Source organism: Pseudomonas helvetica (genome assembly GCF_039908645.1).
Taxonomy (GTDB): Bacteria; Pseudomonadota; Gammaproteobacteria; order Pseudomonadales; family Pseudomonadaceae; genus Aquipseudomonas; species Aquipseudomonas helvetica.
The window spans coordinates 4,711,456-4,736,041 of the sequence record NZ_CP150917.1 but is presented as its reverse complement, the minus strand read 5'-3'; the positions used below and the strand labels follow the sequence as shown (position 1 = coordinate 4,736,041).

The following is a 24,586-nucleotide window of genomic DNA, read 5'->3' as shown; positions in this document are numbered from 1 at the left end:
CCGTTGCCGCTTTTCTGGCATTGCCGCTTTGCCGCCGCTCGCAAAGCCCCGGTTTATGGGGTTTTAGAAGCTGGCACGGGGCTTGCTATAACCCTGTTACGAAAAATCAGGTCACCCAAAGGTTTCCGACATGAGCATCAGCTTCGATAAAGCGCTCGGTATCCACGAACAAGCCCTGGGCTTCCGCGCTCAGCGTGCCGAAGTCCTGGCCAACAACATTGCCAACGCCGATACCCCGAACTACAAGGCTCGGGATCTGGACTTCTCGTCGGTGCTGGCCGCCCAGAACGACAAGAACAAGAACGGCACCTTTGCTTTGAACATGACCAATAGCCGTCATATCGAAGCCCAGGGTATGAGCAGTGGTGAGGAGTCGCTGCTGTATCGCACGCCGATGCAACCGTCGATTGACCAAAACACCGTGGATGCCCAACTGGAACAGTCGAACTACGCGCAAAACGCGGTCAACTTCCAGGCCAGCTTCACGCTGCTCAACAGCAAATTCAAAGGGCTGGTATCAGCCCTGCGCGGGGAGTAATCCATGTCTCTGTCCAGTGTATTCAACATTGCCGGTAGCGGCATGAGTGCTCAAACCACTCGCTTGAACACCGTCGCCAGTAACATCGCCAACGCCGAGACCGTCTCTTCGAGCATCGATCAGACCTACCGTGCCCGTCACCCGGTGTTTGCCACCATGTTCCAGGGCGGTCAGTCCGGTGGCAGCAATTCGCTGTTCCAGAATCAGGATGCCGCAGGCCAGGGCGTGCAGGTACTCGGCGTAGTCGAAGATCAAAGCAACCTCGAAGCACGCTACGAGCCGAACCATCCGGCGGCTGACGCCAAGGGTTACGTGTATTACCCCAACGTCAACGTGGTGGAGGAAATGGCCGACATGATTTCTGCCAGTCGTTCGTTCCAGACCAACGCGGAAATGATGAACACCGCCAAAACCATGATGCAGAAGGTCCTGACCCTCGGTCAGTGATAAGGGGCGATTTTTATGAGCGTTACCGATTCCACCGGCGGCCTGAGCATGACCGACCTGCTGGCGAACTCCTCGGTCAAGGGCACCGGTACGGCCGCGAATGGCCTTTCCGCAGCAACCAGTAGCGCGACCGGTGGCAAGGCGCTGGGCAAGGACGCGTTCCTGCAGTTGCTGGTGACGCAGTTGAAGAACCAGAACCCGCTTTCGCCGCAGGACAACGGCGCATTCGTGGCTCAACTGGCGCAGTTCAGCAGTCTTGAAGGGATCACTTCCCTCAATACGACTGTGAGTTCTCTCGCCAGTAATTTCAGCTCTTCCCAGGCCTTGCAGGCTTCTTCTCTGGTGGGTCGTTCGGTGATTGCGCAAACCAGCACCGCTCAGATCAGCGACCCGAGCAAGGGTCTGACCGGTACGGTGAACCTGACATCGTCCATCACCGATGGAACGGTGACTATCAGCGATGCCAGCGGAAAGGTTGTGAGAACCCTTAACCTGGGCACTCAGCCTGCAGGCAGCGCCAGCTTCACTTGGGACGGCAACGACAATAGCGGCGCCGCAGTCGCTGCGGGCACTTATACCGTCAAGGCCAATGCGCCGATCAACGGCACGGCGACCGATCTGGCCACCTACCTGCCAGCAACGGTCAACAGCGTGACGCTGAGCCAAACCGGCGGCGAGTTGATGCTCAATCTTGCAGGTCTGGGCCCTATCGCCCTGTCCAAAGTTCAAACCATTGGTCTATAGAGCCGGCTAACGCGGCATAAAGGAGTGGAATATGTCTTTCAATATCGGCCTTAGCGGTCTCTATGCAGCCAACAAACAACTGGACGTGACCGGCAACAACATCGCCAACGTTGCGACCGCCGGTTTCAAGTCTTCGCGCGCCGAGTTCGCCGATGTCTACTCGGCAACCAAGCTGGGCAACGGCTCTAAAGTTGTCGGTAGCGGTGTAAACCTGGCCAACGTATCCCAGCAGTTCACCCAGGGTGATATCAACAACACCGGCAACGTGCTGGACATGGGCATCAATGGCTCGGGTTTCTTCACCCTGAGCAATAACGGTTCGACGACCTACACCCGTGCCGGTACGTTCAAGGTCGACAAGGATGGCTTCATCACCAATACCAATCAAACTGCCCGTTTGCAGGGTTACGGTGTGGACGCCAATGGCAAGGTCATCAACGGCGTGTTGACTGACCTTAAGATCGACACTTCGAATCTGGCGCCAAAACCGACGTCGACCGTGTCCTCGACGATCAACCTGGATTCGACTGCTCCGGTGATTGACGACACGGTAGCCACCGGTACTCCATTCGACCCAAACACCCTCGCCACCTACACCAAATCGTTCAGTACGCCGATCTATGATAGCCAGGGCAACTCGCACGTCATGGATCAATACATGGTGAAGACCGGCGCCAACACGTGGAAGACCTACACCCTGGTAGACGGTCGCAACCCGGATGCCACCGGCAGCGACCCGAAAGTCACCGCCCCGATTGCTACGACCATCACGTTTGATACCGCTGGCAAACTGGTCTCGGTGGCAACACCACCGGCGACGCCTGCGGCCCCTAACGCAGCCAATACCGTGACGTTGGCCAACTGGGTGCCGGGTAAGGTCACCAACGGTGTGTGGGCGGCCAACGGCGCGGCACCAAGCGCTAGCAAATTGACCATTTCGATGACCAACACTACGCAGTTCAATGCCGACTCTGCCCGCTCTATCCCGGCTCAGGACGGTTATGCCACCGGCCAGATCACCAACCTGACCATTGACGGCACCGGCACCCTGTTCGCCAACTTCAGTAACAACCAGAGCAAGGCCATCGGCCAGGTTGCGCTGGCCAGCTTCACCAACGAACAAGGCCTGCAAGCCGTAGGTGGCACCAGCTGGAAAGAAACGTTCGCCTCGGGTATCCCTGGCTACGATGCTCCGGAAACCGGGTCCCTGGGTTCGATTCAGTCCAACTCCCTGGAAGAGTCCAACGTCAACCTGACCAACGAACTGGTCAACCTGATCAAGGCGCAGAGCAACTACCAGGCCAACGCCAAAACCATCTCCACCCAGAGCACTATCATGCAGACCATCATTCAGATGACCTGATGCTGGTTGGTTGATAGCGCTACACAAGAAGCCCCTCGCAAGAGGGGCTTTTTTGTGCCTGAGGCAAACCTGTAGGAGCTAGGCGCCCCCCAGCTCCTACGCAAAAGAAAACCCCCGACCAGTCCAGAAGACTGATCGGGGGTTTCAGGTAAGCACCTTGTGGCGCTTACCGGCTCAGCTTATTGGCAGGCTTCGCAATCCGGCTCGTCGATGGCGCACGCCTTCGGTACTGGAGCAGGACCGGCTGGAGCTGCCAGGACCGAGTCGTCACCGTGGTTGCCGCCGCTGGAAACAGCGTTCAGCTTGCCGGTGTTGATGGTCGACTTCTCGGTGCTGGTCGCGGCCAGGGCACGGAGGTAGTAAGTGGTTTTCAGGCCACGGTACCAGGCCATGCGGTAGGTCACGTCGAGCTTCTTGCCCGATGCGCCGGCGATGTACAGGTTCAGCGACTGAGCCTGGTCGATCCACTTCTGACGACGGCTGGCCGCGTCAACGATCCACTTGGTGTCGACTTCGAAGGCAGTCGCGTAGAGCTCTTTGAGTTCTTGCGGGATGCGTTCGATCTGCTGCACGGAACCGTCGTAGTACTTCAGGTCGTTGATCATGACCGAGTCCCACAGACCGCGAGCCTTGAGGTCGCGAACCAGGTACGGGTTGATCACGGTGAATTCGCCCGACAGGTTCGATTTCACATAGAGGTTCTGGTAGGTCGGTTCGATCGACTGCGAGACGCCAGTGATGTTGGCGATGGTTGCGGTCGGTGCGATGGCCATGATGTTGGAGTTACGAATACCTTTCTGTACGCGAGCACGCACCGGCGCCCAGTCCAGGGTTTCGTTCAGGTCAACGTCGATGTACTTCTGGCCACGCTGATCGATCAGGATCTGTTGCGAATCCAGCGGCAGGATGCCTTTGGACCACAGCGAACCCTGGAACGTCTCGTAAGCGCCACGCTCGTCAGCCAGGTCACAGGAAGCCTGGATCGCGTAGTAGCTGACCGCTTCCATCGACTTGTCGGCGAACTCGACAGCCGCGTCGGAACCGTAAGGGATGTGCTGCAGGTACAAAGCGTCCTGGAAGCCCATGATGCCCAGGCCGACCGGACGGTGCTTGAAGTTGGAGTTCTTCGCTTGTGGCACCGAGTAGTAGTTGATGTCGATAACGTTATCGAGCATGCGAACGGCGGTGTTCACGGTACGTTCCAGCTTGGCGGTGTCCAGCTTGCCGTTGACGATGTGGTTCGGCAGGTTGATCGAGCCCAGGTTGCAAACGGCGATCTCGTCCTTGTTGGTGTTCAAGGTGATCTCGGTGCACAGGTTCGAGCTGTGAACCACGCCAACGTGCTGCTGTGGGCTGCGCAGGTTGCATGGGTCTTTGAAGGTCAGCCATGGGTGGCCGGTTTCAAACAGCATGGAGAGCATTTTGCGCCACAGGTCTTTGGCCTGGATGGTCTTGAACAGCTTGACCTTGCCTGGGTACTCGGTCAGGGCTTCGTAGTACTCGTAGCGTTCTTCGAAGGCCTTGCCGGTCAGGTCGTGCAGGTCCGGAACTTCGGACGGCGAGAACAGGGTCCATTTGCCGTCATCGAAGACGCGCTTCATGAACAGGTCAGGGATCCAGTTGGCAGTGTTCATGTCGTGGGTACGACGACGGTCATCACCGGTGTTCTTGCGGAGTTCGATGAACTCCTCGATGTCCATGTGCCAGGTTTCCAGGTAAGCGCAGACAGCGCCTTTGCGCTTGCCACCCTGGTTGACGGCGACAGCGGTGTCGTTCACTACTTTCAGGAACGGAACAACGCCCTGGGATTTGCCGTTGGTGCCCTTGATGTACGAGCCCAATGCGCGAACCGGGGTCCAGTCGTTGCCCAGGCCGCCAGCGAATTTCGACAGCATGGCGTTGTCGTGGATCGCGTGGTAGATGCCCGACAGGTCATCCGGCACGGTGGTCAGGTAGCAGCTGGACAGCTGAGGACGCAGGGTGCCGGCGTTGAACAGGGTCGGGGTCGAGGACATGTAGTCGAAGGACGACAACAGGTTGTAGAACTCGATCGCACGGTCTTCCTTGTTCTTCTCTTCGATCGCCAGGCCCATGGCCACGCGCATGAAGAAAATCTGCGGCAGTTCGAAACGCACGCCATCCTTGTGGATGAAGTAACGGTCGTACAGGGTTTGCAGGCCCAGGTAGGTGAACTGCTGGTCGCGCTCGTGGTTGATCGCCTTGCCGAGTTTTTCCAGGTCGAAGGTCGCCAGGACCGGGTTCAGCAATTCGAATTCGATACCCTTGGCGATGTAGGCAGGCAGGGCCTTGGCGTACAGGTCGACCATTTCGTGGTGAGTTGCGCTTTCAGCAACTTCCAGGAAGCTCAGGCCTTCGGCACGCAGGGTGTCCATCAGCAGGCGCGCGGTCACGAACGAGTAGTTCGGCTCACGCTCGACCAGCGTACGAGCGGTCATCACCAGCGCGGTGTTGACGTCGGTCAGGGCCACGCCGTCGTAGAGGTTCTTCAGGGTTTCGCGCTGGATCAGGTCGCCGTCGACTTCTTCCAGACCTTCGCAGGCCTCGGTGACGATGGTGTTCAGGCGGCCCATGTCCAGGGGGGCAAAAGTGCCGTCGGCACGGGTGATGCGGATCGACGGGTGAGCTTGTACTGCTTCCTCGGCAGGCGCGCGTACTGCGCGCTCTTTGGAGCGGGCGTCACGGTAGATCACGTAGTCACGAGCGACTTTCTGCTCGCCGGCACGCATCAGGGCCAGTTCGACCTGGTCCTGGATTTCTTCGATGTGGATGGTGCCGCCCGATGGCATGCGACGCTTGAAGGTCGCGGTGACTTGTTCGGTCAGGCGGGCAACGGTGTCGTGGATTCGCGACGAGGCAGCAGCAGTGCCGCCCTCAACTGCGAGAAACGCTTTGGTGATGGCGACGGTGATTTTGTCATCGGTGTAAGGAACGACAGTGCCGTTACGCTTGATCACGCGCAGTTGGCCTGGCGCGGTGGCGGACAGATCCGAATTCGAATCAGTGGCCATCGGCGCGGTGCCCTGCGGGTTCTCGCGAGTTGTGTCGGTTTGCATGGGTGTCTCCACGTTCTCTATGTTTGTTTGGGCACCATGAAGGCGCCCACCGTTCCGTCCTGAAGCACTACAACCGGCAAGCGCCGGGCATAACAACTTCGGGACAGTCAGGAAGGGGCTGTTGAGCGCCGCTTCCTTGCCGAAGTCTTTGGTCTCAAGCCTGGGGCCGAAAACCGAATTCCGTTTGGGTGACAGTAATTGACTGCAACACCCGTACCGTTTTCGCCGTTGGCGGCTAAAAAACAGTCGCCATCCGCAGGTGCGGTTTGGGCTTCTGAAAATACGTTTGGTTCAACCAGACAGAGGCAATAAAAGCGCTTGAATTTGGTGTCTGATTTGTGTTTGGTTTTTTGCGTAAACCCCTACATGTAGGGGTTTTTTTAGCGCGAGCTACAAGATAATGCGTTTTGGGGGGTGATTGCAACGTACTACCTGTGGATAAAGCTGTGCGTAAAATGTGTATGAAACTGTCAATCGGCGTGTAGGCCGCAACCCTGCTGGGGTGGACCGTTTGTCATGGAATTTTGCCCTGAAAAATAGCCTTGGGCGTATTTTTGAGGGCGCGAACCCTATCACAAAAAAACGCAGTTACCGAGAGCATTTGCCAGCTTGTGTTCTCAAGGGAAGGCGTTGCTACAATCGGTCACTGCATACGCAGACTTATCCACTCCAATCATTACAAAAAGACGAGTGGAGCCTTCCTTAATAGCGTTCGGCAAAGAGGTCACCCGTGGAGCAAGAAGCCTGGCAGGTATTGATTGTCGAGGATGACCAGCGCTTGGCTGAGTTGACTCGTGAGTATCTCGAAAGCCACGGTCTGCGGGTCACCCTCGAAGGCAATGGAGCGCTGGCGGCGGCGCGGATTATCGCCGAGCAACCGGACCTGGTGATCCTCGACCTGATGCTCCCCGGCGAAGACGGCCTGACGATTTGCCGCAAGGTTCGTGATCACTACGACGGACCAATCCTGATGCTCACGGCGCGCACTGACGACATGGACCAGATCCAGGGCCTGGACATGGGCGCCGATGACTACGTGTGCAAACCGGTGCGCCCGCGTTTGTTGCTGGCGCGTGTCCAGGCCTTGCTGCGACGTAGTGAAGCACCCGAGCCTGCGGCGCCGGAAAAACTCCGTCGTTTGCAGTTTGGCCCGCTGGTGGTCGACAACGCGCTGCGTGAGGCGTGGCTGCAGGACACTGGCATCGAGTTGACCAGTGCCGAGTTCGATCTGCTCTGGTTGCTGGTGGCCAACGCCGGGCGGATTCTGTCCCGCGAGGAAATTTTCACGGCGCTGCGAGGCATTGGCTACGACGGTCAGGATCGCTCGATCGATGTGCGCATTTCGCGGATCCGGCCGAAGATCGGCGATGACCCGGACCATCCGCGACTGATCAAGACCATTCGCAGCAAGGGGTATCTGTTCGTTCCTGAAGCCTGTGTAGATCAACCCTTGTGAACTCGATCTTCCTGCGCATTTATGGCGGCATGTGCGCCGCGCTGATTCTGGTGGCGGTGCTTGGTGTACTGGCCTTGCACCTGCTCAACCAGGTGCGCAGCGAGCAATACCGTGAACGCCTGGCCCACGGCACGTTTTCCTTGATGGCCGACAATCTGCAACCGATGAACGAGACCGAGCGTCATCGAGCGTTGCTGGTGTGGGAGCGTTTGCTGGGCATTCCCTTGAGCTTGCAGACGTTCGCCCAGACCGACCTCGACTTGAGCCAGCGCACGCGGGTGCTGCACGGCCAGGCATTGGTGGAGCAGACCGGCCCGCACGCGGCAAAAGTCTACCGTTTGGTCAGCGATAAAGAGCAACTGGTGCTGACGGGAGAAGTGCAACAGATCAGCGAGCAACTGGCGCGGGCGACCATTTACCTGTTGGCCGATGAATTGGTGCGTTACCCGGTGGCCGAGCAGCCCAAGCGTCTTGAGGCGTTGAAGAAGGACAAGGGCTTTGGCTTCGAGCTGCAACTGATTACGGTCGATCAGGCCGACATGGACGAGGACCAGAGCCGTCGGGTCTCTGAAGGCGACACGGTGATGGCGCTGGGCAAGGGCGGCGATTCGATCCGGGTGTTTGCCGGGATGGTCGGTACGCCTTGGGTGCTGGAAATCGGCCCGCTGTACCAGATGAACCCGTACCCGCCGGAGTGGCTGGTACTGATCGCTGCATTGGGCCTGAGCCTGATCGGGTTGATCGTCTATTTGCTGGTGCGCCAGTTGGAGCGCCGCTTGCGAGGTCTGGAGTCGGCCGCCACACGGATCGCCAAAGGCAGCCTGGAAACCCGCGTGCCGGCACGCGGTGCGGATTCGGTGGGGCGATTGGCGGCGGCGTTCAACGGCATGGCCGAGCACCTTCAGCAACTGTTGGCGATTCAGCGTGAACTGGTGCGCGCGGTGTCCCATGAGCTGCGCACACCTGTTGCGCGGTTGCGTTTTGGACTGGAGATGATCAGCACGGCGAGCACGCCACAAGCGCGGGAGAAATACCTGGAGGGAATGGATCACGATATCCAGGACCTCGATGGCCTGGTGGACGAGATGCTCACGTATGCGCGATTGGAGCAGGGTTCGCCAGCGCTGAACTTCCAGCGCGTCGACCTCGATGCCTTGGTCAATCAGGTGATCGGTGAACTGGCGCCATTGCGCGCCGATGTGACGGTGCATCGCGGCCTGTGCCTGTCGGCTGCCGATTGCGATGGCGCCTGGGTCGAGGCTGAGCCGCGCTACCTGCACCGGGCGTTGCAGAATCTGGTGAGCAACGCGATGCGTCATGCCCAGTCCCAGGTGTCGATCAGTTATCAGGTGGGGCAGCAGCGTTGTCGCGTCGATGTCGAAGACGATGGGCCGGGCGTGCCGGAAAGTGCCTGGGAAAAGATCTTCACGCCATTTTTACGTCTGGATGACAGCCGCACCCGAGCGTCCGGCGGGCACGGCCTGGGGCTTTCAATCGTACGCCGGATCGTTCACTGGCATGGCGGTCGTGCGCTGATCAGCAAGAGTAAAAGCCTGGGTGGCGCGTGTTTTAGTCTGAGCTGGCCACGTAATCAGGAAAAACCTTGAGATCTTTGCCGTCTGTAAGGGCCTCATCGCGAGCAAGCTTTGCTCCTACGGATTTGTGTTAGTCGCATTTGACTCAACACCTGTAGGAGCAAGGCTTGCCCGCGATGACGGTCGAACAGGCACTGAAGTTCTTCAGGCCTTGATACTGACCAGGCTCAACAACTGCCCATCGTGCACGCCAAATTGCGCATCCAGTTCTGTGCCGTAATGCCATTCGCTGGAGAGGTCGGTCAACAAGCGCAGGCGCACATGCCCGCTCTCGGCCCATTCCAGCACTTCGGCATGTTCGAAATAGAAACGCTTCTGCACGATAGGGTAGAGCGCCTTGAACAGGCTCTCCTTGACCGAGAAGGTCAGGGTCACCCACAGCGCCAGCTGATCTTGACGGCCCGCAGCCATGCGTTCGAGCTCGGGTGGAGTGAGGATCTCGGCGGCCAGACGCTCGGCACGTTCGGCGTTCAGCAGGTTTTCCAGGTCCATGCCCAAACTGCGCCAATGCGTCTTGCGCGCAACAATAGCGGCGGCCCGGCCGGTGCTGTGGGTGATCGAGCCGCAGATATGCGCCGGCCACACGGGCGCGCGGTCCTCGCCAATCGCCGGAATGCAGTCCAGACCCTCCAGTTGCTGCAAGGCGGCCCGGGCGCACACCCGCCCTGCGAGAAACTCGGCCTGACGTTTGGCGACCGAGCGCTGGATGCTGGGGGGCGCTTCGATGATGCTGCGCCGGAAGTCGTCGAATACCAGCAATGACGGATCGAAACGAGTGCTGAGCAGCACCGTATCGGGCAGCGCATCAGGCAACGGCCAGTGGGCGTCGAGCGGTTTGCAGCAGGCGGGGAGAGCGGGGAGCGGGTTCATCCCGGCATTTTGCCGGGTTGACCTGGCGCTGGGTAGTGGCCGCGTAGTAATCATCTGGCGCGCAGCGCTGTTGTGGCGAGGGAGCTTGCTCCCGCTCGATGGCGTAGCCATCGCAAACCCTGCGTACTTGGTACATTCGAGTGAATGCATGTGCAGGTTTTGGGGGCCGCTTTGCGACCCAGCGGGAGCAAGCTCCCTCGCCACAAGGTGGGCGCAGTCAGCGATTAGCCAAAGATTTTTTTGAAGAACGCCTTCATGTCCGCCCACGAGCTTTCATCGGCGGCTTTGTTGTAGCCGATGTCCGGGCCGCCGTGATCGCCGTGGCTCAGGCGATCAGCGTCCGGATTGCTGAAACCATGCTTGGCATCTTTCAGGCTGACGAACTTATAGTCGGCGCCGGCCTTGTCCATTTCGGTTTTGAACGCTACCACTTGATTCGCGGTGATCATGCTGTCCAGAGCACCGTGCTCTACCAGTAGCTTGGCCTTGATGCTGCCAGGCGTCGCCGGGGTGTTGGTCGCCAATACGCCGTGGAAACTCACCACACCCGCCAGCGGAGCCCCTTGGCGGGCGGCATCGAGGACAATCCCGCCGCCGAAGCAGTAACCGATCGCCGCGAGTTTTTTCGGGTCGGTCTGCGGTTGTTTTTTCAGCAGATCAAGCCCGGCATTGAAGCGGGCACTGGCCGTTGCGCTGTTTTTCAGCGCTTCATTCATGAATGCCATGGCGTCATTCGGGTGCTCGGTGTTTTTGCCTTTGCCATACATATCGATCGCCAGCGCGCTGTAGCCCAGCCCGGCGAGGTCGCGGGCCCGGCGCTTGGCGTAGTCGTTGAGCCCCCAGAACTCATGGACCACCACCACGCCCGGGCGAGCCCCCTGAATGCTGTCGTCGTAGGCGTAATAGCCGATCATTTCAGTCCCGTCGGCACTCTTGTAAGGAATCTCCTGAGTCTTGATTGCCGCTTGGCTGAGGCTGCTCAGGGCGAATAAAACGAGTGCGATCAATACGCGCATGGTTGATGCTCCTTTAAAAGACGTCCAGACAGCCTAGTCGATCCTGTTCAGTCCGAGTTCAGCGGGTTGTGGTTAACCTACAGTCACAACTGTGGTATCGGTTACTTCGTCAGGGTTGTCCGGGATGATGCAGCAGGTTTTGCCAAACACCTTGGTTGAATCAGGTTACCGTTACTGGCGTATTAGCAATCGAGGTGCGAGGTACCTGTGGAGATGTTGATTTTGCCTGGGAGAGCGTTATGAAACTGCTGGTCGTCGAAGACGAAGCGCTGTTGCGTCATCACCTGCAAACCCGCCTGACCGACAATGGCCACGTGGTCGAGTCCGTGGCCAATGCCGAAGAGGCCTTGTACCAGACCGGGCAATTCAACCATGACCTGGCGGTGATCGACCTCGGTTTGCCGGGCATGGGCGGGCTGGACCTGATTCGCCAACTGCGTGCACAAGGCAAGACCTTTCCGATCCTGATCCTGACCGCGCGCGGCAACTGGCAGGACAAGGTCGAAGGCCTGGCCGCCGGTGCCGACGATTACGTGGTCAAGCCGTTCCAGTTCGAAGAGCTGGACGCGCGCCTGAACGCCTTGCTGCGCCGCTCCAGCGGTTTTACCCAGTCAACCATCATTGCCGGGCCGCTGGTGCTGGACCTCAATCGCAAGCAGGCGACCCTCGACGAGCAGCCGTTGGCATTGACCGCCTACGAGTACCGGATTCTCGAATACCTGATGCGTCATCACCAGCAGGTGGTCGCCAAGGACCGTTTGATGGAACAGCTCTATCCGGACGACGACGAGCGTGATCCAAACGTGATCGAAGTGCTGGTCGGCCGTCTGCGGCGCAAGCTGGAAGGGCCGACCGGCTTCAAGCCGATCGATACCGTGCGTGGCCTGGGCTACCTGTTCAACGAGCGCTGCCGGTGATTCGATCGCTGCGTCTGCGCTTGATGCTGGCCGCCACGACACTGGCGGTGCTGTTCATGCTGGCCTTGTTGCCGGCCATGCAGGGCGCGTTCAGCCTGGCGCTGCAAGATTCGATCAAGCAGCGCCTGGCCTCGGATGTCACCACACTGATATCTGCTGCGCGGGTTGAAAACAACCGATTGGTGATGCCCACGCAGTTGCCGGATGAGCTCCTCAACCTCACCGACAGTCGCCTGTTGGGCTACATCTATGATCGCGACGGTCATCTGGTCTGGCGCTCGCGGGCGACTCATGATGAGGGCATCAGTTACCGACCGCGTTACGACGGACACGGCGATCAATTCGCGCGGATTCGTGAGGCCAACGGCCAGGAATTCTTCGTCTATGACGTCGAGGTCAAGTTGCTCGGCGGTAAAAGCGCAGCGTTCAGTATCGTCGCGCTGCAGCCGGTGCGTGAGTACGAGCAGACGCTCGACGGCCTGCGGGAAAATCTCTACCTGGGGTTTGGCGCCGCGTTGCTGGTGTTGCTGTCGCTACTGTGGATCGGCCTGACCTGGGGCTTGCAGGCCTTGAAACGCTTGAGCCAGGAACTCGACCAGATCGAGAACGGTGCCCTTGAAAGCCTCAGCGAAGAACACCCCCGCGAATTGTTGCGCCTGACCGGCTCGCTGAACCGTTTGCTGCGCAGCGAGCGTGAGCAGCGCAGTCGCTACCGCGACTCTCTGGATGATCTGGCCCACAGCCTGAAAACCCCGTTGGCGGTGTTGCAAGGGGTCAGTGAAGACATGGCCCAGCGGCCGGAAGATCGGGAGCAGGCGTGGGTGCTGCAATCGCAGATCGAGCGCATGAGCCAACAGATCAGCTATCAGTTGCAGCGCGCGAGCTTGCGTAAAAGCGGTCTGGTGCGTCACCAGGTGCGGTTGCGGCCGGTACTGCAAAGCCTTTGCGACACTCTGGACAAGGTCTATCGCGACAAGCAGGTACGGACCTCGTTCGACCTGCCGAACCCGTGCTACGTGCCGATCGAGCAGGGCGCCTTGCTGGAAATGCTCGGTAACCTGCTGGAAAACGCCTATCGCCTGTGCCTGGGCGAAGTGCGCGTCAGCCTGCGGCAAACCATGAATGGTGTGGAGTTGTGCATCGAAGATGACGGCCCGGGCGTACCGCCGGATCAACGTGCGCGGATTCTTCAGCGCGGCGAACGGCTGGACCGCCAGCACCCGGGGCAGGGTATCGGCCTTGCGGTGGTCAAGGACATCATCGAGAGCTACGGCGCACAGTTGACCCTGGGGGATTCAGCTTTGGGCGGCGCGGCATTCCGGATTCATTTTCCGGTGGTGTGAAAATGGCGGTGTGGCTGCGATCTTTTGATCTTAATTCTCTTGTGCGCGATAAGCGCCAGGCGTCAACCCGGTCCACTTCTTGAACGCCCGGTGAAACGCCGACGGCTCGGAGAATCCCAGCTGTTCGGCAATCTGTTGCAACGACAGGTCGGCACGGCTGAGGTGATAAATCGCGATGTCGCGGCGCAGTTGGTCTTTCAATTCCTGAAAACTCGTACCCTCTTCACGCAAGTGCCGACGCAAGGTCTGCGGGCTGATGTGCAGGTGTGCGGCAACCGCTTCCAGGTCTGGCCAGCGCGCACTGTCGCGGCTGAGCAGGCGGCGTAACTGGCTGCTGAGGCTATCGCCGTCATCCGGGCGCGATAGCAGATCGGCGGGCGAGCGTTCGAGGAAATGCTTGAGGGTACGTTCGTCCTGCAACAACGGCATCTGCAGGTAACGGCTGTGGAACAACAGGCTGCTTTGCTCGGCCGAAAACACCATCGGGCAGGGGAACAACAGGTCGTACTCGGCAGCGTGCTCGGGTTTCGGGTAGCTGAAACAGGCCTGTTCCAGGCGAATGCGCTGACCGATCAGCCAACTGCCCAGTCGATGCCAGATCACCAGCTGACATTCGCTGAAAAAGTGATCCGGGTCCCACAGCTGAGAATCATCCAGGCTCAAACGCACCATTTCACCTTCGCGGGTCAGGGTCAGGCGCGGAGCGTCGGGGAATAGGCTATAAAATAATAAGCCGCGACTGAGTGCTTTCTCGAGCGTGCGGCAGTGAATCAAGGCATGGCACATCATGGCGAAGGTGCCACGTTTGCTTGGGCCGCGGGCAAAGCCCAGGTATTCGTCATCCAGCGCTTGCCAGAGCCCTTGCAGCAGGCTGGTGAACTGTTCGGGCGCGATCCTGGCGCGAGGTTCGTCGAGCAATTCGACGCTGATCCCCAGCTGTTGCAACAGACCCGAATAGTCATAGCCGCGTCGGCGCGCGCCACCGAGGGCCGCACGAGCAAAATGACTGGCGATGGTACGTTCGCGCATTGGGGTCTGATCCGTCCATTGAGTGGCGGATCTTAGCCACGGCCTGGTGGCGGGACAAGGCGGATATCCGCCAAATTGTAGGACGAGAGCCGGTTGGTGGGCGGAAATCCGCCACCCCGGTCGGGTGGTCAAGGGATGAAGGAACCCCGGCAACCCTGATGGCAAAAGGCTTTTGGACGATTTTGGCAAGGTGGCACGGGCTTTGCGATAAGGGTGAGAGGTCTGCCAGCGCGCAGCTCGACAAAACAAATCCCTCCGGTGCAGGAGGGTTCGCACTTTAGGTGTCGCCTGCCTCAGATGATTGATTGCAGCGCGGTGCTCTTGAGGAACTTTGTAATGACGACTCGTCAGCCACTGTACAAATCCCTGTATTTCCAGGTGATCATTGCCATCGCTATCGGCATCGCGCTCGGTCACTACTACCCGCAAACCGCCGTGGCACTCAAGCCACTGGGTGACGGGTTCATCAAACTGATCAAAATGGTCATCGCTCCGATCATCTTCTGCACCGTGGTCAGCGGTATCGCGGGCATGCAGAACATGAAATCGGTCGGCAAGACCGGCGGTTACGCGCTGCTGTACTTCGAAATCGTTTCGACCATCGCATTGCTGGTGGGTCTGGTAGTGGTCAACATCGTGCAGCCAGGTAACGGCATGCACATCGATGTCAGCACCCTGGATGCTTCCAAAGTGGCTGCTTATGTCGCTGCCGGTGCGGATCAAAGCGTCGTTGGCTTCATCCTGAACATCATCCCGGCCACCATCGTCGGCGCGTTCGCCAACGGCGACATCCTGCAAGTGCTGATGTTCTCGGTGATCTTCGGTTTCGCCCTGCATCGCCTGGGTGCCTACGGCAAGCCGATCCTGGACTTCATCGATCGCTTCGCCCACGTGATGTTCAACATCATCAACATGATCATGAAGCTCGCGCCAATCGGTGCCCTAGGCGCCATGGCCTTCACCATTGGTGCTTATGGCGTCGGCTCGCTGGTGCAACTGGGTCAGTTGATGGCGTGCTTCTACATCACCTGCCTGTTGTTCATTCTGGTCGTGCTCGGCGGCATCGCGCGCGCTCACGGTTTCAGCGTGCTGAAAGTGATTCGCTACATCCGTGAAGAGCTGCTGATCGTACTGGGTACTTCCTCTTCGGAATCGGTACTGCCACGCATGCTGATCAAGATGGAGCGCCTGGGCGCGAAGAAATCCGTCGTGGGTCTGGTGATCCCGACCGGTTACTCGTTCAACCTCGACGGGACTGCCATCTACCTGACCATGGCCGCGGTGTTCATCGCTCAGGCGACCGACACCCACATGGACATCACTCACCAGATCACCTTGCTGGTTGTGTTGCTGCTGTCCTCCAAAGGCGCCGCCGGTGTGACCGGTAGCGGCTTCATCGTGCTGGCCGCCACCCTGTCGGCGGTCGGTCACCTGCCGGTTGCCGGCCTGGCGCTGATCCTCGGGATCGACCGCTTCATGTCCGAAGCCCGCGCCCTGACTAACCTGGTGGGTAACGCGGTTGCTACCCTGGTCGTGGCCAAGTGGGTCAAAGAGCTGGATGTCGACCAGATGCATGAGGAACTGGCTTCCGGTGGTCGCGCAATCACCAATACGCATGGCGAAGACGATGCGCATGTGGCTGAAAGCCCAGCCCCGACTTCGGTGAAGTAATTCATTGAGTTGATGAAAAACCCGCTTCGGCGGGTTTTTTATTGCCGCAGGTTTGAGCGCAAAGGTCAGCCCGGGTGATGGTTAAGGTGATTGCTGCCAGGTCATCGGCTGCCTAGGCTTGAGGTATCGCTTAGGAGAACGCACATGCACGGGCCACTGGCATCACTCAAGGTTCTGGATTTTTCGACGCTGTTGCCGGGGCCATTCGCCTCGTTGTTGCTGGCGGACATGGGCGCCGAAGTGCTGCGGATCGAATCACCGACCCGGATGGACCTGTTGCGGGTTTTACCGCCCCACGACCAAGGCACTTCTGCCAGCCACGCCTACCTCAATCGCAACAAGCGCAGCCTGGCGCTGGACCTCAAGCAGCCCGCAGCGCTGGAGGTGGTCAAGCAACTGCTGCAAGACCACGACATCCTCCTCGAGCAGTTTCGACCCGGGGTGATGGAGCGTTTGGGGTTGGGGTACGAGGCTTTGAAGGCGATCAATCCGCGGCTGATTTACGTCTCGATCAGCGGTTACGGCCAGACGGGCCCCTACAAGGACCGCGCCGGTCACGACATCAACTATCTGTCACTGGCCGGCGTGTCCAGCTATACGGGGCACGAGGATAGTGGGCCGTTGCCGTTGGGCGTTCAGGTCGCGGACATTGCCGGTGGTTCGCTGCATGGGGTGATCGGCCTGCTGGCGGCGGTGATTGCCCGTCAGCACAGTGGCCTGGGGCAACACCTGGACGTGAGCATGACCGATTGCGCATTCAGTCTGAACGCCATGGCGGGCGCGGGGTATCTGGCCTGTGGTGTCACACCGGGGCGTGAAGATCAGATGCTCAATGGCGGCAGCTTCTACGACTATTACCGCACTCGCGATGGTCGCTGGATGTCTGTCGGCAGCCTGGAACCGGATTTCATGCAGCAGCTGTGCACGGCGCTGGGGCAGCCGGATCTGGCGGTACTGGGTTTGTCGCCCGTCCCCGAGCAGCAGAAGACGCTCAAGCTGGCGTTTCAGATCGAATTCGAAAAACATGACTTTGCCGAACTCTGCACGCTGTTTGCCGGGCTCGATGCTTGCGTTGAGCCGGTGCTGAGCCTGGCTGAGGCGGTCGAGCACCCGCAGTTGAAGGCTCGGGATCTGGTCACCCAGGTGCCACGCAACGACGGCACCGCGCAGGCGCAGATGGCTTGTCCGTTGAAGTTTTCAGGCGGGTTACCCGAGCCTCGACATATCGGCGCGGCATTGGGCGAGCATACCGATCAGGTGTTGGGTGAGTTGGGGTATAGCGCTGAACAAATCAAAGAATTGCGTACAGCGAAGGTAGTGCTGTGATCGTTCCCACGCGGTCATTCGACCCGCGACTCACCGGTAAATACCAGCGTCTGCCGGCAACGTCGGCACAAATATCGCCGCCCTTGTCGCACCAGGCTATGGCGCTGGGCCGAGAACGGGAAATCGCTGTTGGCGCAGGGGCAGCGGTAGATGTAGCGGGTCACGCTGCGGCGTTTGATGGCGTAGGTGTGGCAGCGGTTGGGTGGCAGTTCGTACACCCCGCGCATGATCAATTGCCATTCTTCGCCATGCGGTTGTATGCAGTCACCGAACAGTTGATGGGCGATCAGGTGCGCGACTTCGTGAGCCACGGTCTGTTTGAGGAAGTCTTCGGCGTTTTCCCGGTACAGCTGCGGATTAAAACGCAGCAGGTTTTCATGCAGGTGCGCTACGCCGGCCTTCTGGCCACGCAACTTGAGGCTGACCACCGGGCGTTTGAAAGGTCGCTTGAAAAAAGATTCGGCTTGTTGGAAACAGTCTTCGACGCGGGAATTGAGTTGCTCGGGCATGCTTGGCGGATCTCCAGAGGCGTCGAGTATGCTGCAAACCGTGCTCATTGCGAATCGCCCAGGCGCCGAATGGTCGTCGCGCAATAGAGAAGGCCGCCTTGCGGCGGCCTGTGTTGGCAGATCCCTGTTTGTTTTATAGGCAGCGTCCTTCGCCCGCTTCATTTGCCCGTTTAAGTTGCCGATTCTAGTTGGTATAGACCGGGCCAACGCCCAGGCCCCAGACAATCACGGTGAATGCCATGATCGCCACCAGCACCACCAACCCTACGGCAAGCACTGAACTTGAGAACAGAAAACCTTCGTCCGACGGAATGTTCATGAAGGTCGGTAGCCCCACGTACAGCAGGTACACGGTGTAGCAGATGGCTGCAGTGCCAACGACCATGCCCAGCCACATGTGCGGATACAGCGCCGCCAGACCGCCGATGAACAGTGGCGTGGCGGTGTAGGTGGCAAACGCGACACAGCGCGCCAGGCTCGGGCTGGCGTCATAGGTGCGAGCCATCCAGTGAATGAACGCACCCATCACCGCAACCCCGCCGAGCATCGCCAGGTACGACATGATGGTCATCCAGAGCGCGCTTTCCTGGGTCAGCATGACCGGCGCGCGGCTACCGATGACCCAGCCGACCTTGGTGGTACCGATAAACGCCGAAATAGCCGGTATTGCCGCCAGAATCAGCGTGTGGGTGAGGTACATGTGGCTGATACTTTCCTCTTGGTCGCCACGGATTTCTTTCCATTCTTGATCAGGGTGGGTGAAAAGCCCCACGACGTGATGGATCATAGTCAGTCACTCCTTCGTGATTGCTATCGCCCCCCAGCGGAGCGCCTACGGGCCAGCGGCCAAGTAAGTAGAGGTCTGAAATGCGCGCGACCTTATGACGCAGTATAGAAAGTACTGGCTGTCACAGGTGGGGGGCTTTAGAGCAAATCGCGCTGTAAAAGCCGGGGTTAATTGCTGCTCGATCTGGGTATCGCCCCTGTGGCGAGGGAGCTTGCTCCCGCTGGGGCGCGAAGCGGCCCCAATACAGACACTTCGTTTTTTTCAGCGCAACCGTAGCAGCAGGTTTTACGACTGCTGCGCAGTCGAACGGGAGCAAGCTCCCTCGCCACAGGGGTATGCTCAAGTCAGACAAAGCGCGGACTCCAGGCTCTTCGCCCCCGAAGGGTTTTTGCGTAAAATGTCGGCCTTTCGTCACACCTCGCGGATTTCAAGCGCCATGGGCACTCTTTCGGTCAACCAGAACAAACTGCAGAAACGTCTACGTCGACAGGCCGGTGAAGCCGTCGCCGATTACAACATGATCGAAGACGGCGACAAGGTCATGGTCTGCCTGTCCGGCGGCAAAATATAAGCGACAAATATTTTGTAAAGCAAAGAAAGCTGGAAGCCGTCTCTTTAAGCCCCGCTGTGTAACACTCATATATCCTTTTCGTTTGACAAAGCTCGTTTCCAGACTAGTCTTTTCTGAACTAGTTATTGGACTAACTATTTTGTCAATCATGAAGCTCAGGCGATACCAATTCAACTCGTTGCCATTCGTGACCCTAGTGGATGACGCGGATTGCCCTATCGATCCATATGTTTCGTGTTATCTCAATGGTCCGTTGTCTTCTAAGTCGGCTAATACGAGATTTAGATACGCAAATGAACTGTTGTTCGTGCTGCAGTACTTTTCAGAAAAGAATATCGACTTGCCAGCACGGGTTGCATCGGGAAAGTTTATTTCGCTGAAAGAGTATATGCAGTTTTATGATAGTTGTTGTTTGCACAAAGGCGCATTTGATGCAGCTTCAAATGTGAAGCACTTTAGAGTAAATGATAAGCACCTGAGAAATATCATAGTCGCCAATCAGAAAGGTATGGCAAAGGTATCTAGCGAGACTTTGCAAGGTCGCGTCAGGCGTCTTAGGTGTTTTCTTGACTGGCTATTTGAACAGTTTCACGAAGTGCATGAGGTTGACGAAGTAATAAGCGAACAATTTGCTAAGCTGATTACTAAAATTAAACTGGATGAAGAAGGGCTTCGAAGAAATGGAAGCCAACAAGTAAGTGGTGCTGAGGAGTCGGTCCTTCCGGATGAGATTTTCCTGAAGTTGCTCGAATTGATAATGCCTTCTTCTCCTAATAATCCATTCAAAGCATCAAGGGTCAGAAATTATCTGATCGTCAATTTGCTAGTACAAAGCGGCATCAGAAGAGGCGCGTTGGGAAAGTTAAAAATTTCAGATTTCAATTTCTATGGTACTTACGATCAGATATCTATCTATAGGTCTGGAAACGATTCAACAGATCCACGCGCTGAAAAACCCAATCAAAAAACAAAAGCGCACTTGGCTACGGTTAAAAAAAATGTAATGCATGAAGTTGAGTTTTATATTAATCACATTCGTACAATATTTCCTCGCGCTAAATATCATGACTTTTTGCTTATCAGCGAAAATGATTCAAAAGGTACCGCGGGTCAACCGCTTTCTCTGAAATCAATCAATTCAATCTTTCAGAAAATTTCTACAGCATTGGGGGTTCGTGTGCATCCTCATATGTTGCGTCACAAGTGGAATGAAATATTCGATGAAAAGGGAGAGCGGCGTGGCATCAATCCAGTTCTTCTTGAGGATATTAGAAAATATGCTATGGGTTGGTCGCAAAATACAACCATGAATAATGTTTATAATGACAAGCGACTTGCATTGAAAGCGAGGGAGTTATCACTAGCACACCAGCATAAAGTAGATCAAAAAAAATGATTCGATACAAAAAACAGGAAGGAGCAAAAGCTAGCAAACAAAAAGCTTGTTTGGTTACGGCTAAATCTGGCCTGGTGGTAAATACAGCAGATGACGTATGGGTAATACTCCCAAATAATGGAAAAGGACATAACCTTTACGTAGGATGGGTACACTCATCGGGTATGCCAGATGATGAAAAAAATTTGATTTTGGATGTTTTTGTATATTACGTCCGAACCAAGGCTGCCAGCACAGCGTCCGGCATAAATACTAATGTGAAGCCATTTATGTCAGGTGGAATTCCTTCGTTAGACAGAATAAAGGCACTTTGGAGTGGGCTTAAAACAAACCAAAAGAAAGGGCTTAATCAATTTTTTGGAACACTCTCCAAACAAGGCTATAAGAGGTTTAAGGGATTTCATTCGTTTACTTCCACGCACTTGGATAAACTGCGTGTAAATGCACTCGATTCTTCCAGTGGGGCGTTAAGTGATAGTGAGTTTGATTCGTTGGCTAAGGAAATTAATCTTGGCCTTCAAGAGTTTAAATGGGACGATGATCGAGAACTTCTCTTTTATCAGTCATCAAGGCTCTATGGTCGCCTTAGAAATTTAGTGACTAACAAATTATTGCTTTCGATTGTACGGAGGCCGATTCAAATTGCTCTTTTGAAATGGTCCGACTTGATTCCCTTAGGTGCAAGTTTTAATGATGCAGGGATTCGTGCTGCGGATGAAATTGGTGCTATGGGCGGACAAGCATTGCAGTTAAGAGTATTCATTGCAAAGTCTACAGGAATGAGCTTCTCGAGGGAGTGTCCCGAGCGCTATCCTATCTATGTTTCTGATGATCTTTCAAAAATGCTTATAGAATATAAGAGAGTAATGTTGGAAGGGCTCGTGATGTTAATGCAGTCATTGGAAGTCAAAGTGGACAAGTCCGAGCTATTGAATTTAATGACTGATATGCCTATGTTTCCTCATACTAGCCTTTTTGAAATACGTTTTAAGTCTATCGATTTTTTGAAAAGTCTTTTCACATCACGTTCTACGGCCTACCACGTTTCGGAGGGGGCTGTGACGAACGCAATGAGATGGGTATCGGTAACCTCTGATCGAACTGCAGATTGCATGGTCACTTCCAATAGGATTCGTCATACCGTATTAACTCGTGGCGCTCAAGATGGTTTGTCCGCTGCTCAGTTGGCAAAAATAACCGGTGTTACTGTGCCAGCTGCAAGGCACTATATAGACTTGGACTACAAATCCAGGCGGGAAATTGACTCCAAATATATCGGCAATGAGTTTCTGAAGAAGGCATTCAGCAGTAATGTAACGGTAGGTTCGGCAGATGACGAAACTATATTTGACAATCAATTCAATCCTATTGGCAACCCTAGAAACAAGCGTTCATGTACTACTTGCTCAACAATAATGGGGAGACCATTGGGGTGCTATGGGTGCCCAAATTTTCGCCCAATACTTGAGGCTGATCACAGGTCGGTGTTAGAGCTCGCGGAGAATAAGCTTGCGGTAAATCTCAGTTCCTTAATCAATCCTCTTCACGCCCGAAGCATTGAAAAATTGGAGCGACAAATTGCTTGGGTTAAACTGACAATAGCCGTTTGCGATGAAAACCTTCCAAGGCAGAGCGCAATTGAAGATTAACAAGTACTTTGATCGATTAGAGTCGTTAATCGATTCATATCGTGACACCGAACTAAAACAATTTGAAGGGCCTGGTGGTAATGCAATATTTGATGATCTGATTTGGTACCACATTGACCCTAATACCGGACGCCGAACTAGGTATCTTTGCGGAGTACATGGGCGTAAGGGAAAGGGTAACGCCGGTAACCTACCCACAGATGCGCTTCCTTACCCCTATAGTCATCTGATAAAAGTGTGGATAATCGAAGTGGCAAATACGCATTTATCTGCCAGCGAAAAAAAAGCTCAAACGTCCGCAGCTAGAAAGCTATTGTCATTTATGGTGGGGGATCTCTATACCCAATCAGAGTCTACAATTCGAGAACTTAATTTAGGAATAAGATCTGCCGACCGTCTACGCCCGTTTTTTGATTTTTGCACTAGGAAGGGAGTAATGCGAAAAATTGACTTAAAGGGAAGTGATAATAGAGATAGAACTGGGCATGCTTCTTTAGATCACGCGTTGGAGAAATTACCGGATATCACGACAGTTCTCGCTCTGGGCAATATATTCTCATGTGTGTTTGAACATGTGGGTGAATGTGGATCGCTTCTCCCTGGTGAGAGCATTAAAATGCATGATGCCTTGGTTGTTACGTTTACCACCTTATCTCTGGCGTCACCTAATCGCACTTCTGCGGAAATACCGCTCCTTCCTAAACAAAAGCTTAACTGCCACTCCGAAGGAGATGGGGTACCAGTCTACTATCTCGATTGGATTGGAAGCAAAGGATATAGGAACAATAAAAATCATGTGCTTTCGGCGCTAGCTGAACCAATCACGAAAGCTACGAATTACTTTTTTAAGGCATGTGAACCGGCAAGAGTGTTATGTAGGTATTACGAAAAGCCTAACCAAAGCTTGAGCCGACTGCTCGGAGAGTTCGAAGTTGCGCCAGAACTAAAGCACAATTTGTCTTTGACCCAGCAACCCAATCTTTTCACGTTGGGTTATGCGTTAGGATTTTATGGAATTAATCAATGCGTTCCGGTGCTGAAAGAAGGTGTTGATCTGACTTCCATTAACCGGACTAAAAGAAGTCAGTGCTTTGAAATGAAACAAATTTGGTCTTTGCGACCTGATGATCGGTTATCTGTATCATATACTGATTCTGCCTCTTTGTCCGCGCTACCGCTATTATTCGGATACTCTAATATGCCTAGGGTATTTATCGATAAAATCACTGTCACAGTAGGAGAGGTTCAAAATTGGTGGATTTCTTTTTACAAGGAAAATATTCTTCCAGAGTTTCCACTTTCATTTTCTAGCGGCGAGTCAAGTATCAATATAAAAAATGCAATGTTTTGCTGCTTGGGAAGCTGGCTTTATGGGAAATCATCGAAAGGAGGCACCGGTGGGAAAATATTTCAAAAGTCGAAGTATTCAGTAGTACCTCTCGCATCTCTAGGGAGCTCGGTGTCATCTCGAATTGGCCTTAATCGAAACATAAGGTCAATTTTTCAAAGTTACGGATTTTCCTCAGATTTAACGCTGTCCCCGCATAGTTTGCGACACTTATCCAATACCCTTGCGGATTTAAGTCGTATCCCGGTAGAAATAATAACTGCTTGGTCTGGTAGAAAAAATTCTGAGCAAACTCATACTTATATCCATACGGGCGACGACGAGAAGGCAGGCCGGGTGAGTGCGATAATGAATCCGCCCGATATCGACAATCGTTATATTAGGGTGGTCTCTCAAGAGCAGCTTACTAAAGCTACAAACCTACCGGCGTCGCTTACTTCCACGGGGCTTTGTACTCAAAATCTAAATGTGACTCCATGCAATTATTTGAATGATTTCGTCTCCCAGTGCTTTCTATGTCCAGAGACTTGTCACATTGCCGGCGATGTAAATGCTATAGAGTTGTTTGAGAAAGATCTATCGTTTCAAGTTGTGAGGCTAGAGTCCGTGGCAGAGGATCTTCGTCTATCCTCATCTCAAGCAATGAAAAAATGGTATGTTATACATTCTCGAAATGTTCATGTCCTTTCAATGTTGATTGATTTGATGAGAAGTTGTTCCGCAGGTACGACAATTCGTTACTCGAACAAAGACTCTGAATTCAAATTGATCGATTTAGATACGATGGCCATAAAAAGGGTTGCGTGTGCCCTCCCAAATTTTGAGGCACGCCTGAAAAGTTTGATTGAAGATGAAGGTATGAACGCTACGGCAGATACCAATCCTCAGCTACGCTCTCTTTTTTCGTCTTTCGGACTGTCTGATAAGGAGGTATGAC

At 55.4% G+C, this 24,586-nt stretch carries 19 protein-coding genes and 1 pseudogene; 14 read left to right on the top strand and 6 right to left on the bottom strand.

The features are described 5' to 3' along the window. Positions 1 to 130: 130 nt before the first annotated feature. From flgB to flgE, 4 genes are read left to right on the top strand one after another with little or no spacing between them, the layout of a single operon-like run. Positions 131 to 538, top strand: a complete 408-nt coding sequence (flgB, locus tag AABM55_RS22055; protein ID WP_054593597.1) for a flagellar basal body rod protein FlgB — start codon at positions 131 to 133, stop codon at positions 536 to 538. A 3-nt stretch (positions 539 to 541) separates the two neighbouring features. Further along, positions 542 to 985, top strand: coding sequence for a flagellar basal body rod protein FlgC (gene flgC, locus AABM55_RS22050; RefSeq protein WP_054593596.1), 444 nt, complete (start codon positions 542 to 544; stop codon positions 983 to 985). Between the two features lie 15 nt (positions 986 to 1,000). Then, the gene (gene flgD, locus AABM55_RS22045; RefSeq protein WP_347927762.1) at positions 1,001 to 1,729 is read left to right on the top strand and encodes a flagellar hook assembly protein FlgD; all 729 of its coding nucleotides are present in this window, start codon (positions 1,001 to 1,003) and stop codon (positions 1,727 to 1,729) included. 31 nt (positions 1,730 to 1,760) lie between these two features. After that, positions 1,761 to 3,092 carry a flagellar hook protein FlgE gene (gene flgE, locus AABM55_RS22040; protein WP_103318708.1) on the top strand — a complete coding sequence of 444 codons (1,332 nt, stop codon included), beginning with the start codon at positions 1,761 to 1,763 and terminating at the stop codon, positions 3,090 to 3,092. 179 nt (positions 3,093 to 3,271) lie between these two features. On the opposite strand, the gene AABM55_RS22035 is transcribed toward flgE, so the two are convergent. Further along, positions 3,272 to 6,166, bottom strand: a complete 2,895-nt coding sequence (locus AABM55_RS22035; protein ID WP_054593593.1) for a ribonucleoside-diphosphate reductase subunit alpha — start codon at positions 6,164 to 6,166, stop codon at positions 3,272 to 3,274. A gap of 730 nt (positions 6,167 to 6,896) precedes the next feature. Here AABM55_RS22035 and AABM55_RS22030 point away from each other — a divergent pair. Next, complete coding sequence (locus AABM55_RS22030; protein WP_054593592.1) at positions 6,897 to 7,622, top strand: response regulator; 726 nt, start codon at positions 6,897 to 6,899, stop codon at positions 7,620 to 7,622. Further along, a complete protein-coding gene (locus tag AABM55_RS22025; protein ID WP_054593591.1) occupies positions 7,619 to 9,229 on the top strand; it encodes an ATP-binding protein in 1,611 nt (536 codons plus the stop codon). Before AABM55_RS22030 ends, AABM55_RS22025 begins: the two co-directional genes overlap by 4 nt. 132 nt (positions 9,230 to 9,361) lie before the next feature. Here the strand turns inward: AABM55_RS22025 and AABM55_RS22020 are convergent, their stop codons facing one another. Next, positions 9,362 to 10,087: a 4'-phosphopantetheinyl transferase gene (locus AABM55_RS22020; protein WP_103318715.1), complete on the bottom strand. Its 726-nt coding sequence runs from the start codon at positions 10,085 to 10,087 to the stop codon at positions 9,362 to 9,364. 224 nt (positions 10,088 to 10,311) lie between these two features. Beyond that, positions 10,312 to 11,103 (bottom strand): dienelactone hydrolase family protein, encoded by a 792-nt coding sequence (locus tag AABM55_RS22015; protein WP_347927761.1) that lies wholly within the window; start codon positions 11,101 to 11,103, stop codon positions 10,312 to 10,314. Positions 11,104 to 11,342: 239 nt separating this feature from the next. On the opposite strand from AABM55_RS22015, the gene AABM55_RS22010 reads away from it, so the two are divergent. Together AABM55_RS22010 and AABM55_RS22005 are read left to right on the top strand one after the other, a co-directional pair. Then, positions 11,343 to 12,020, top strand: a complete 678-nt coding sequence (locus AABM55_RS22010; RefSeq protein WP_054593588.1) for a response regulator transcription factor — start codon at positions 11,343 to 11,345, stop codon at positions 12,018 to 12,020. Beyond that, positions 12,017 to 13,363: an ATP-binding protein gene (locus tag AABM55_RS22005; RefSeq protein WP_347927760.1), complete on the top strand. Its 1,347-nt coding sequence runs from the start codon at positions 12,017 to 12,019 to the stop codon at positions 13,361 to 13,363. The genes AABM55_RS22010 and AABM55_RS22005 overlap by 4 nt, the downstream gene beginning before the upstream one ends. Before the next feature lie 30 nt (positions 13,364 to 13,393). Here the strand turns inward: AABM55_RS22005 and AABM55_RS22000 are convergent, their stop codons facing one another. Continuing rightward, positions 13,394 to 14,392: an AraC family transcriptional regulator gene (locus AABM55_RS22000; protein ID WP_103318724.1), complete on the bottom strand. Its 999-nt coding sequence runs from the start codon at positions 14,390 to 14,392 to the stop codon at positions 13,394 to 13,396. Positions 14,393 to 14,728: 336 nt separating this feature from the next. On the opposite strand from AABM55_RS22000, the gene AABM55_RS21995 reads away from it, so the two are divergent. After that, positions 14,729 to 16,063 (top strand): dicarboxylate/amino acid:cation symporter, encoded by a 1,335-nt coding sequence (locus tag AABM55_RS21995; RefSeq protein WP_347927759.1) that lies wholly within the window; start codon positions 14,729 to 14,731, stop codon positions 16,061 to 16,063. 144 nt (positions 16,064 to 16,207) lie between these two features. Then, positions 16,208 to 17,389, top strand: a complete 1,182-nt coding sequence (locus AABM55_RS21990; RefSeq protein WP_347927758.1) for a CaiB/BaiF CoA-transferase family protein — start codon at positions 16,208 to 16,210, stop codon at positions 17,387 to 17,389. Positions 17,390 to 17,403: 14 nt separating this feature from the next. Here the strand turns inward: AABM55_RS21990 and AABM55_RS21985 are convergent, their stop codons facing one another. Both AABM55_RS21985 and AABM55_RS21980 read right to left on the bottom strand, forming a co-directional pair. Further along, positions 17,404 to 17,898, bottom strand: a complete 495-nt coding sequence (locus AABM55_RS21985) for a SprT family zinc-dependent metalloprotease (protein WP_347927757.1) — start codon at positions 17,896 to 17,898, stop codon at positions 17,404 to 17,406. A gap of 184 nt (positions 17,899 to 18,082) precedes the next feature. Beyond that, positions 18,083 to 18,685 carry a Yip1 family protein gene (locus AABM55_RS21980; protein ID WP_054593582.1) on the bottom strand — a complete coding sequence of 201 codons (603 nt, stop codon included), beginning with the start codon at positions 18,683 to 18,685 and terminating at the stop codon, positions 18,083 to 18,085. A 436-nt stretch (positions 18,686 to 19,121) separates the two neighbouring features. On the opposite strand from AABM55_RS21980, the pseudogene AABM55_RS21975 reads away from it, so the two are divergent. From AABM55_RS21975 to AABM55_RS21960, 4 genes and pseudogenes are all read left to right on the top strand, one after another. Beyond that, a pseudogene (locus AABM55_RS21975) lies at positions 19,122 to 19,250 on the top strand (tRNA 2-thiocytidine(32) synthetase TtcA); the annotation flags it as partial. Positions 19,251 to 19,563: 313 nt separating this feature from the next. Next, complete coding sequence (locus tag AABM55_RS21970) at positions 19,564 to 20,652, top strand: site-specific integrase (protein WP_347927756.1); 1,089 nt, start codon at positions 19,564 to 19,566, stop codon at positions 20,650 to 20,652. Further along, the gene (locus tag AABM55_RS21965; RefSeq protein ID WP_347927755.1) at positions 20,649 to 22,301 is read left to right on the top strand and encodes a hypothetical protein; all 1,653 of its coding nucleotides are present in this window, start codon (positions 20,649 to 20,651) and stop codon (positions 22,299 to 22,301) included. The genes AABM55_RS21970 and AABM55_RS21965 overlap by 4 nt, the downstream gene beginning before the upstream one ends. Continuing rightward, positions 22,291 to 24,585, top strand: coding sequence for a hypothetical protein (locus AABM55_RS21960; RefSeq protein WP_347927754.1), 2,295 nt, complete (start codon positions 22,291 to 22,293; stop codon positions 24,583 to 24,585). The genes AABM55_RS21965 and AABM55_RS21960 overlap by 11 nt, the downstream gene beginning before the upstream one ends. The last annotated feature ends 1 nt before the right edge of the window (position 24,586 follow it).

Bases quoted from the DNA above. Each gene is read 5' to 3' on its own strand.
- flgB (WP_054593597.1), top strand. From the start codon at position 131: ATGAGCATCAGCTTCGATAAAGCGCTCGGTATCCACGAACAAGCCCTG.
- flgC (WP_054593596.1), top strand. From the start codon at position 542: ATGTCTCTGTCCAGTGTATTCAACATTGCCGGTAGCGGCATGAGTGCT.
- flgD (WP_347927762.1), top strand. From the start codon at position 1,001: ATGAGCGTTACCGATTCCACCGGCGGCCTGAGCATGACCGACCTGCTG.
- flgE (WP_103318708.1), top strand. From the start codon at position 1,761: ATGTCTTTCAATATCGGCCTTAGCGGTCTCTATGCAGCCAACAAACAA.
- AABM55_RS22035 (WP_054593593.1), bottom strand. From the start codon at position 6,166: ATGCAAACCGACACAACTCGCGAGAACCCGCAGGGCACCGCGCCGATG.
- AABM55_RS22020 (WP_103318715.1), bottom strand. From the start codon at position 10,087: ATGAACCCGCTCCCCGCTCTCCCCGCCTGCTGCAAACCGCTCGACGCC.
- AABM55_RS22015 (WP_347927761.1), bottom strand. From the start codon at position 11,103: ATGCGCGTATTGATCGCACTCGTTTTATTCGCCCTGAGCAGCCTCAGC.
- AABM55_RS22010 (WP_054593588.1), top strand. From the start codon at position 11,343: ATGAAACTGCTGGTCGTCGAAGACGAAGCGCTGTTGCGTCATCACCTG.
- AABM55_RS22000 (WP_103318724.1), bottom strand. From the start codon at position 14,392: ATGCGCGAACGTACCATCGCCAGTCATTTTGCTCGTGCGGCCCTCGGT.
- AABM55_RS21995 (WP_347927759.1), top strand. From the start codon at position 14,729: ATGACGACTCGTCAGCCACTGTACAAATCCCTGTATTTCCAGGTGATC.
- AABM55_RS21990 (WP_347927758.1), top strand. From the start codon at position 16,208: ATGCACGGGCCACTGGCATCACTCAAGGTTCTGGATTTTTCGACGCTG.
- AABM55_RS21985 (WP_347927757.1), bottom strand. From the start codon at position 17,898: ATGCCCGAGCAACTCAATTCCCGCGTCGAAGACTGTTTCCAACAAGCC.
- AABM55_RS21980 (WP_054593582.1), bottom strand. From the start codon at position 18,685: ATGATCCATCACGTCGTGGGGCTTTTCACCCACCCTGATCAAGAATGG.
- AABM55_RS21965 (WP_347927755.1), top strand. From the start codon at position 20,649: ATGATTCGATACAAAAAACAGGAAGGAGCAAAAGCTAGCAAACAAAAA.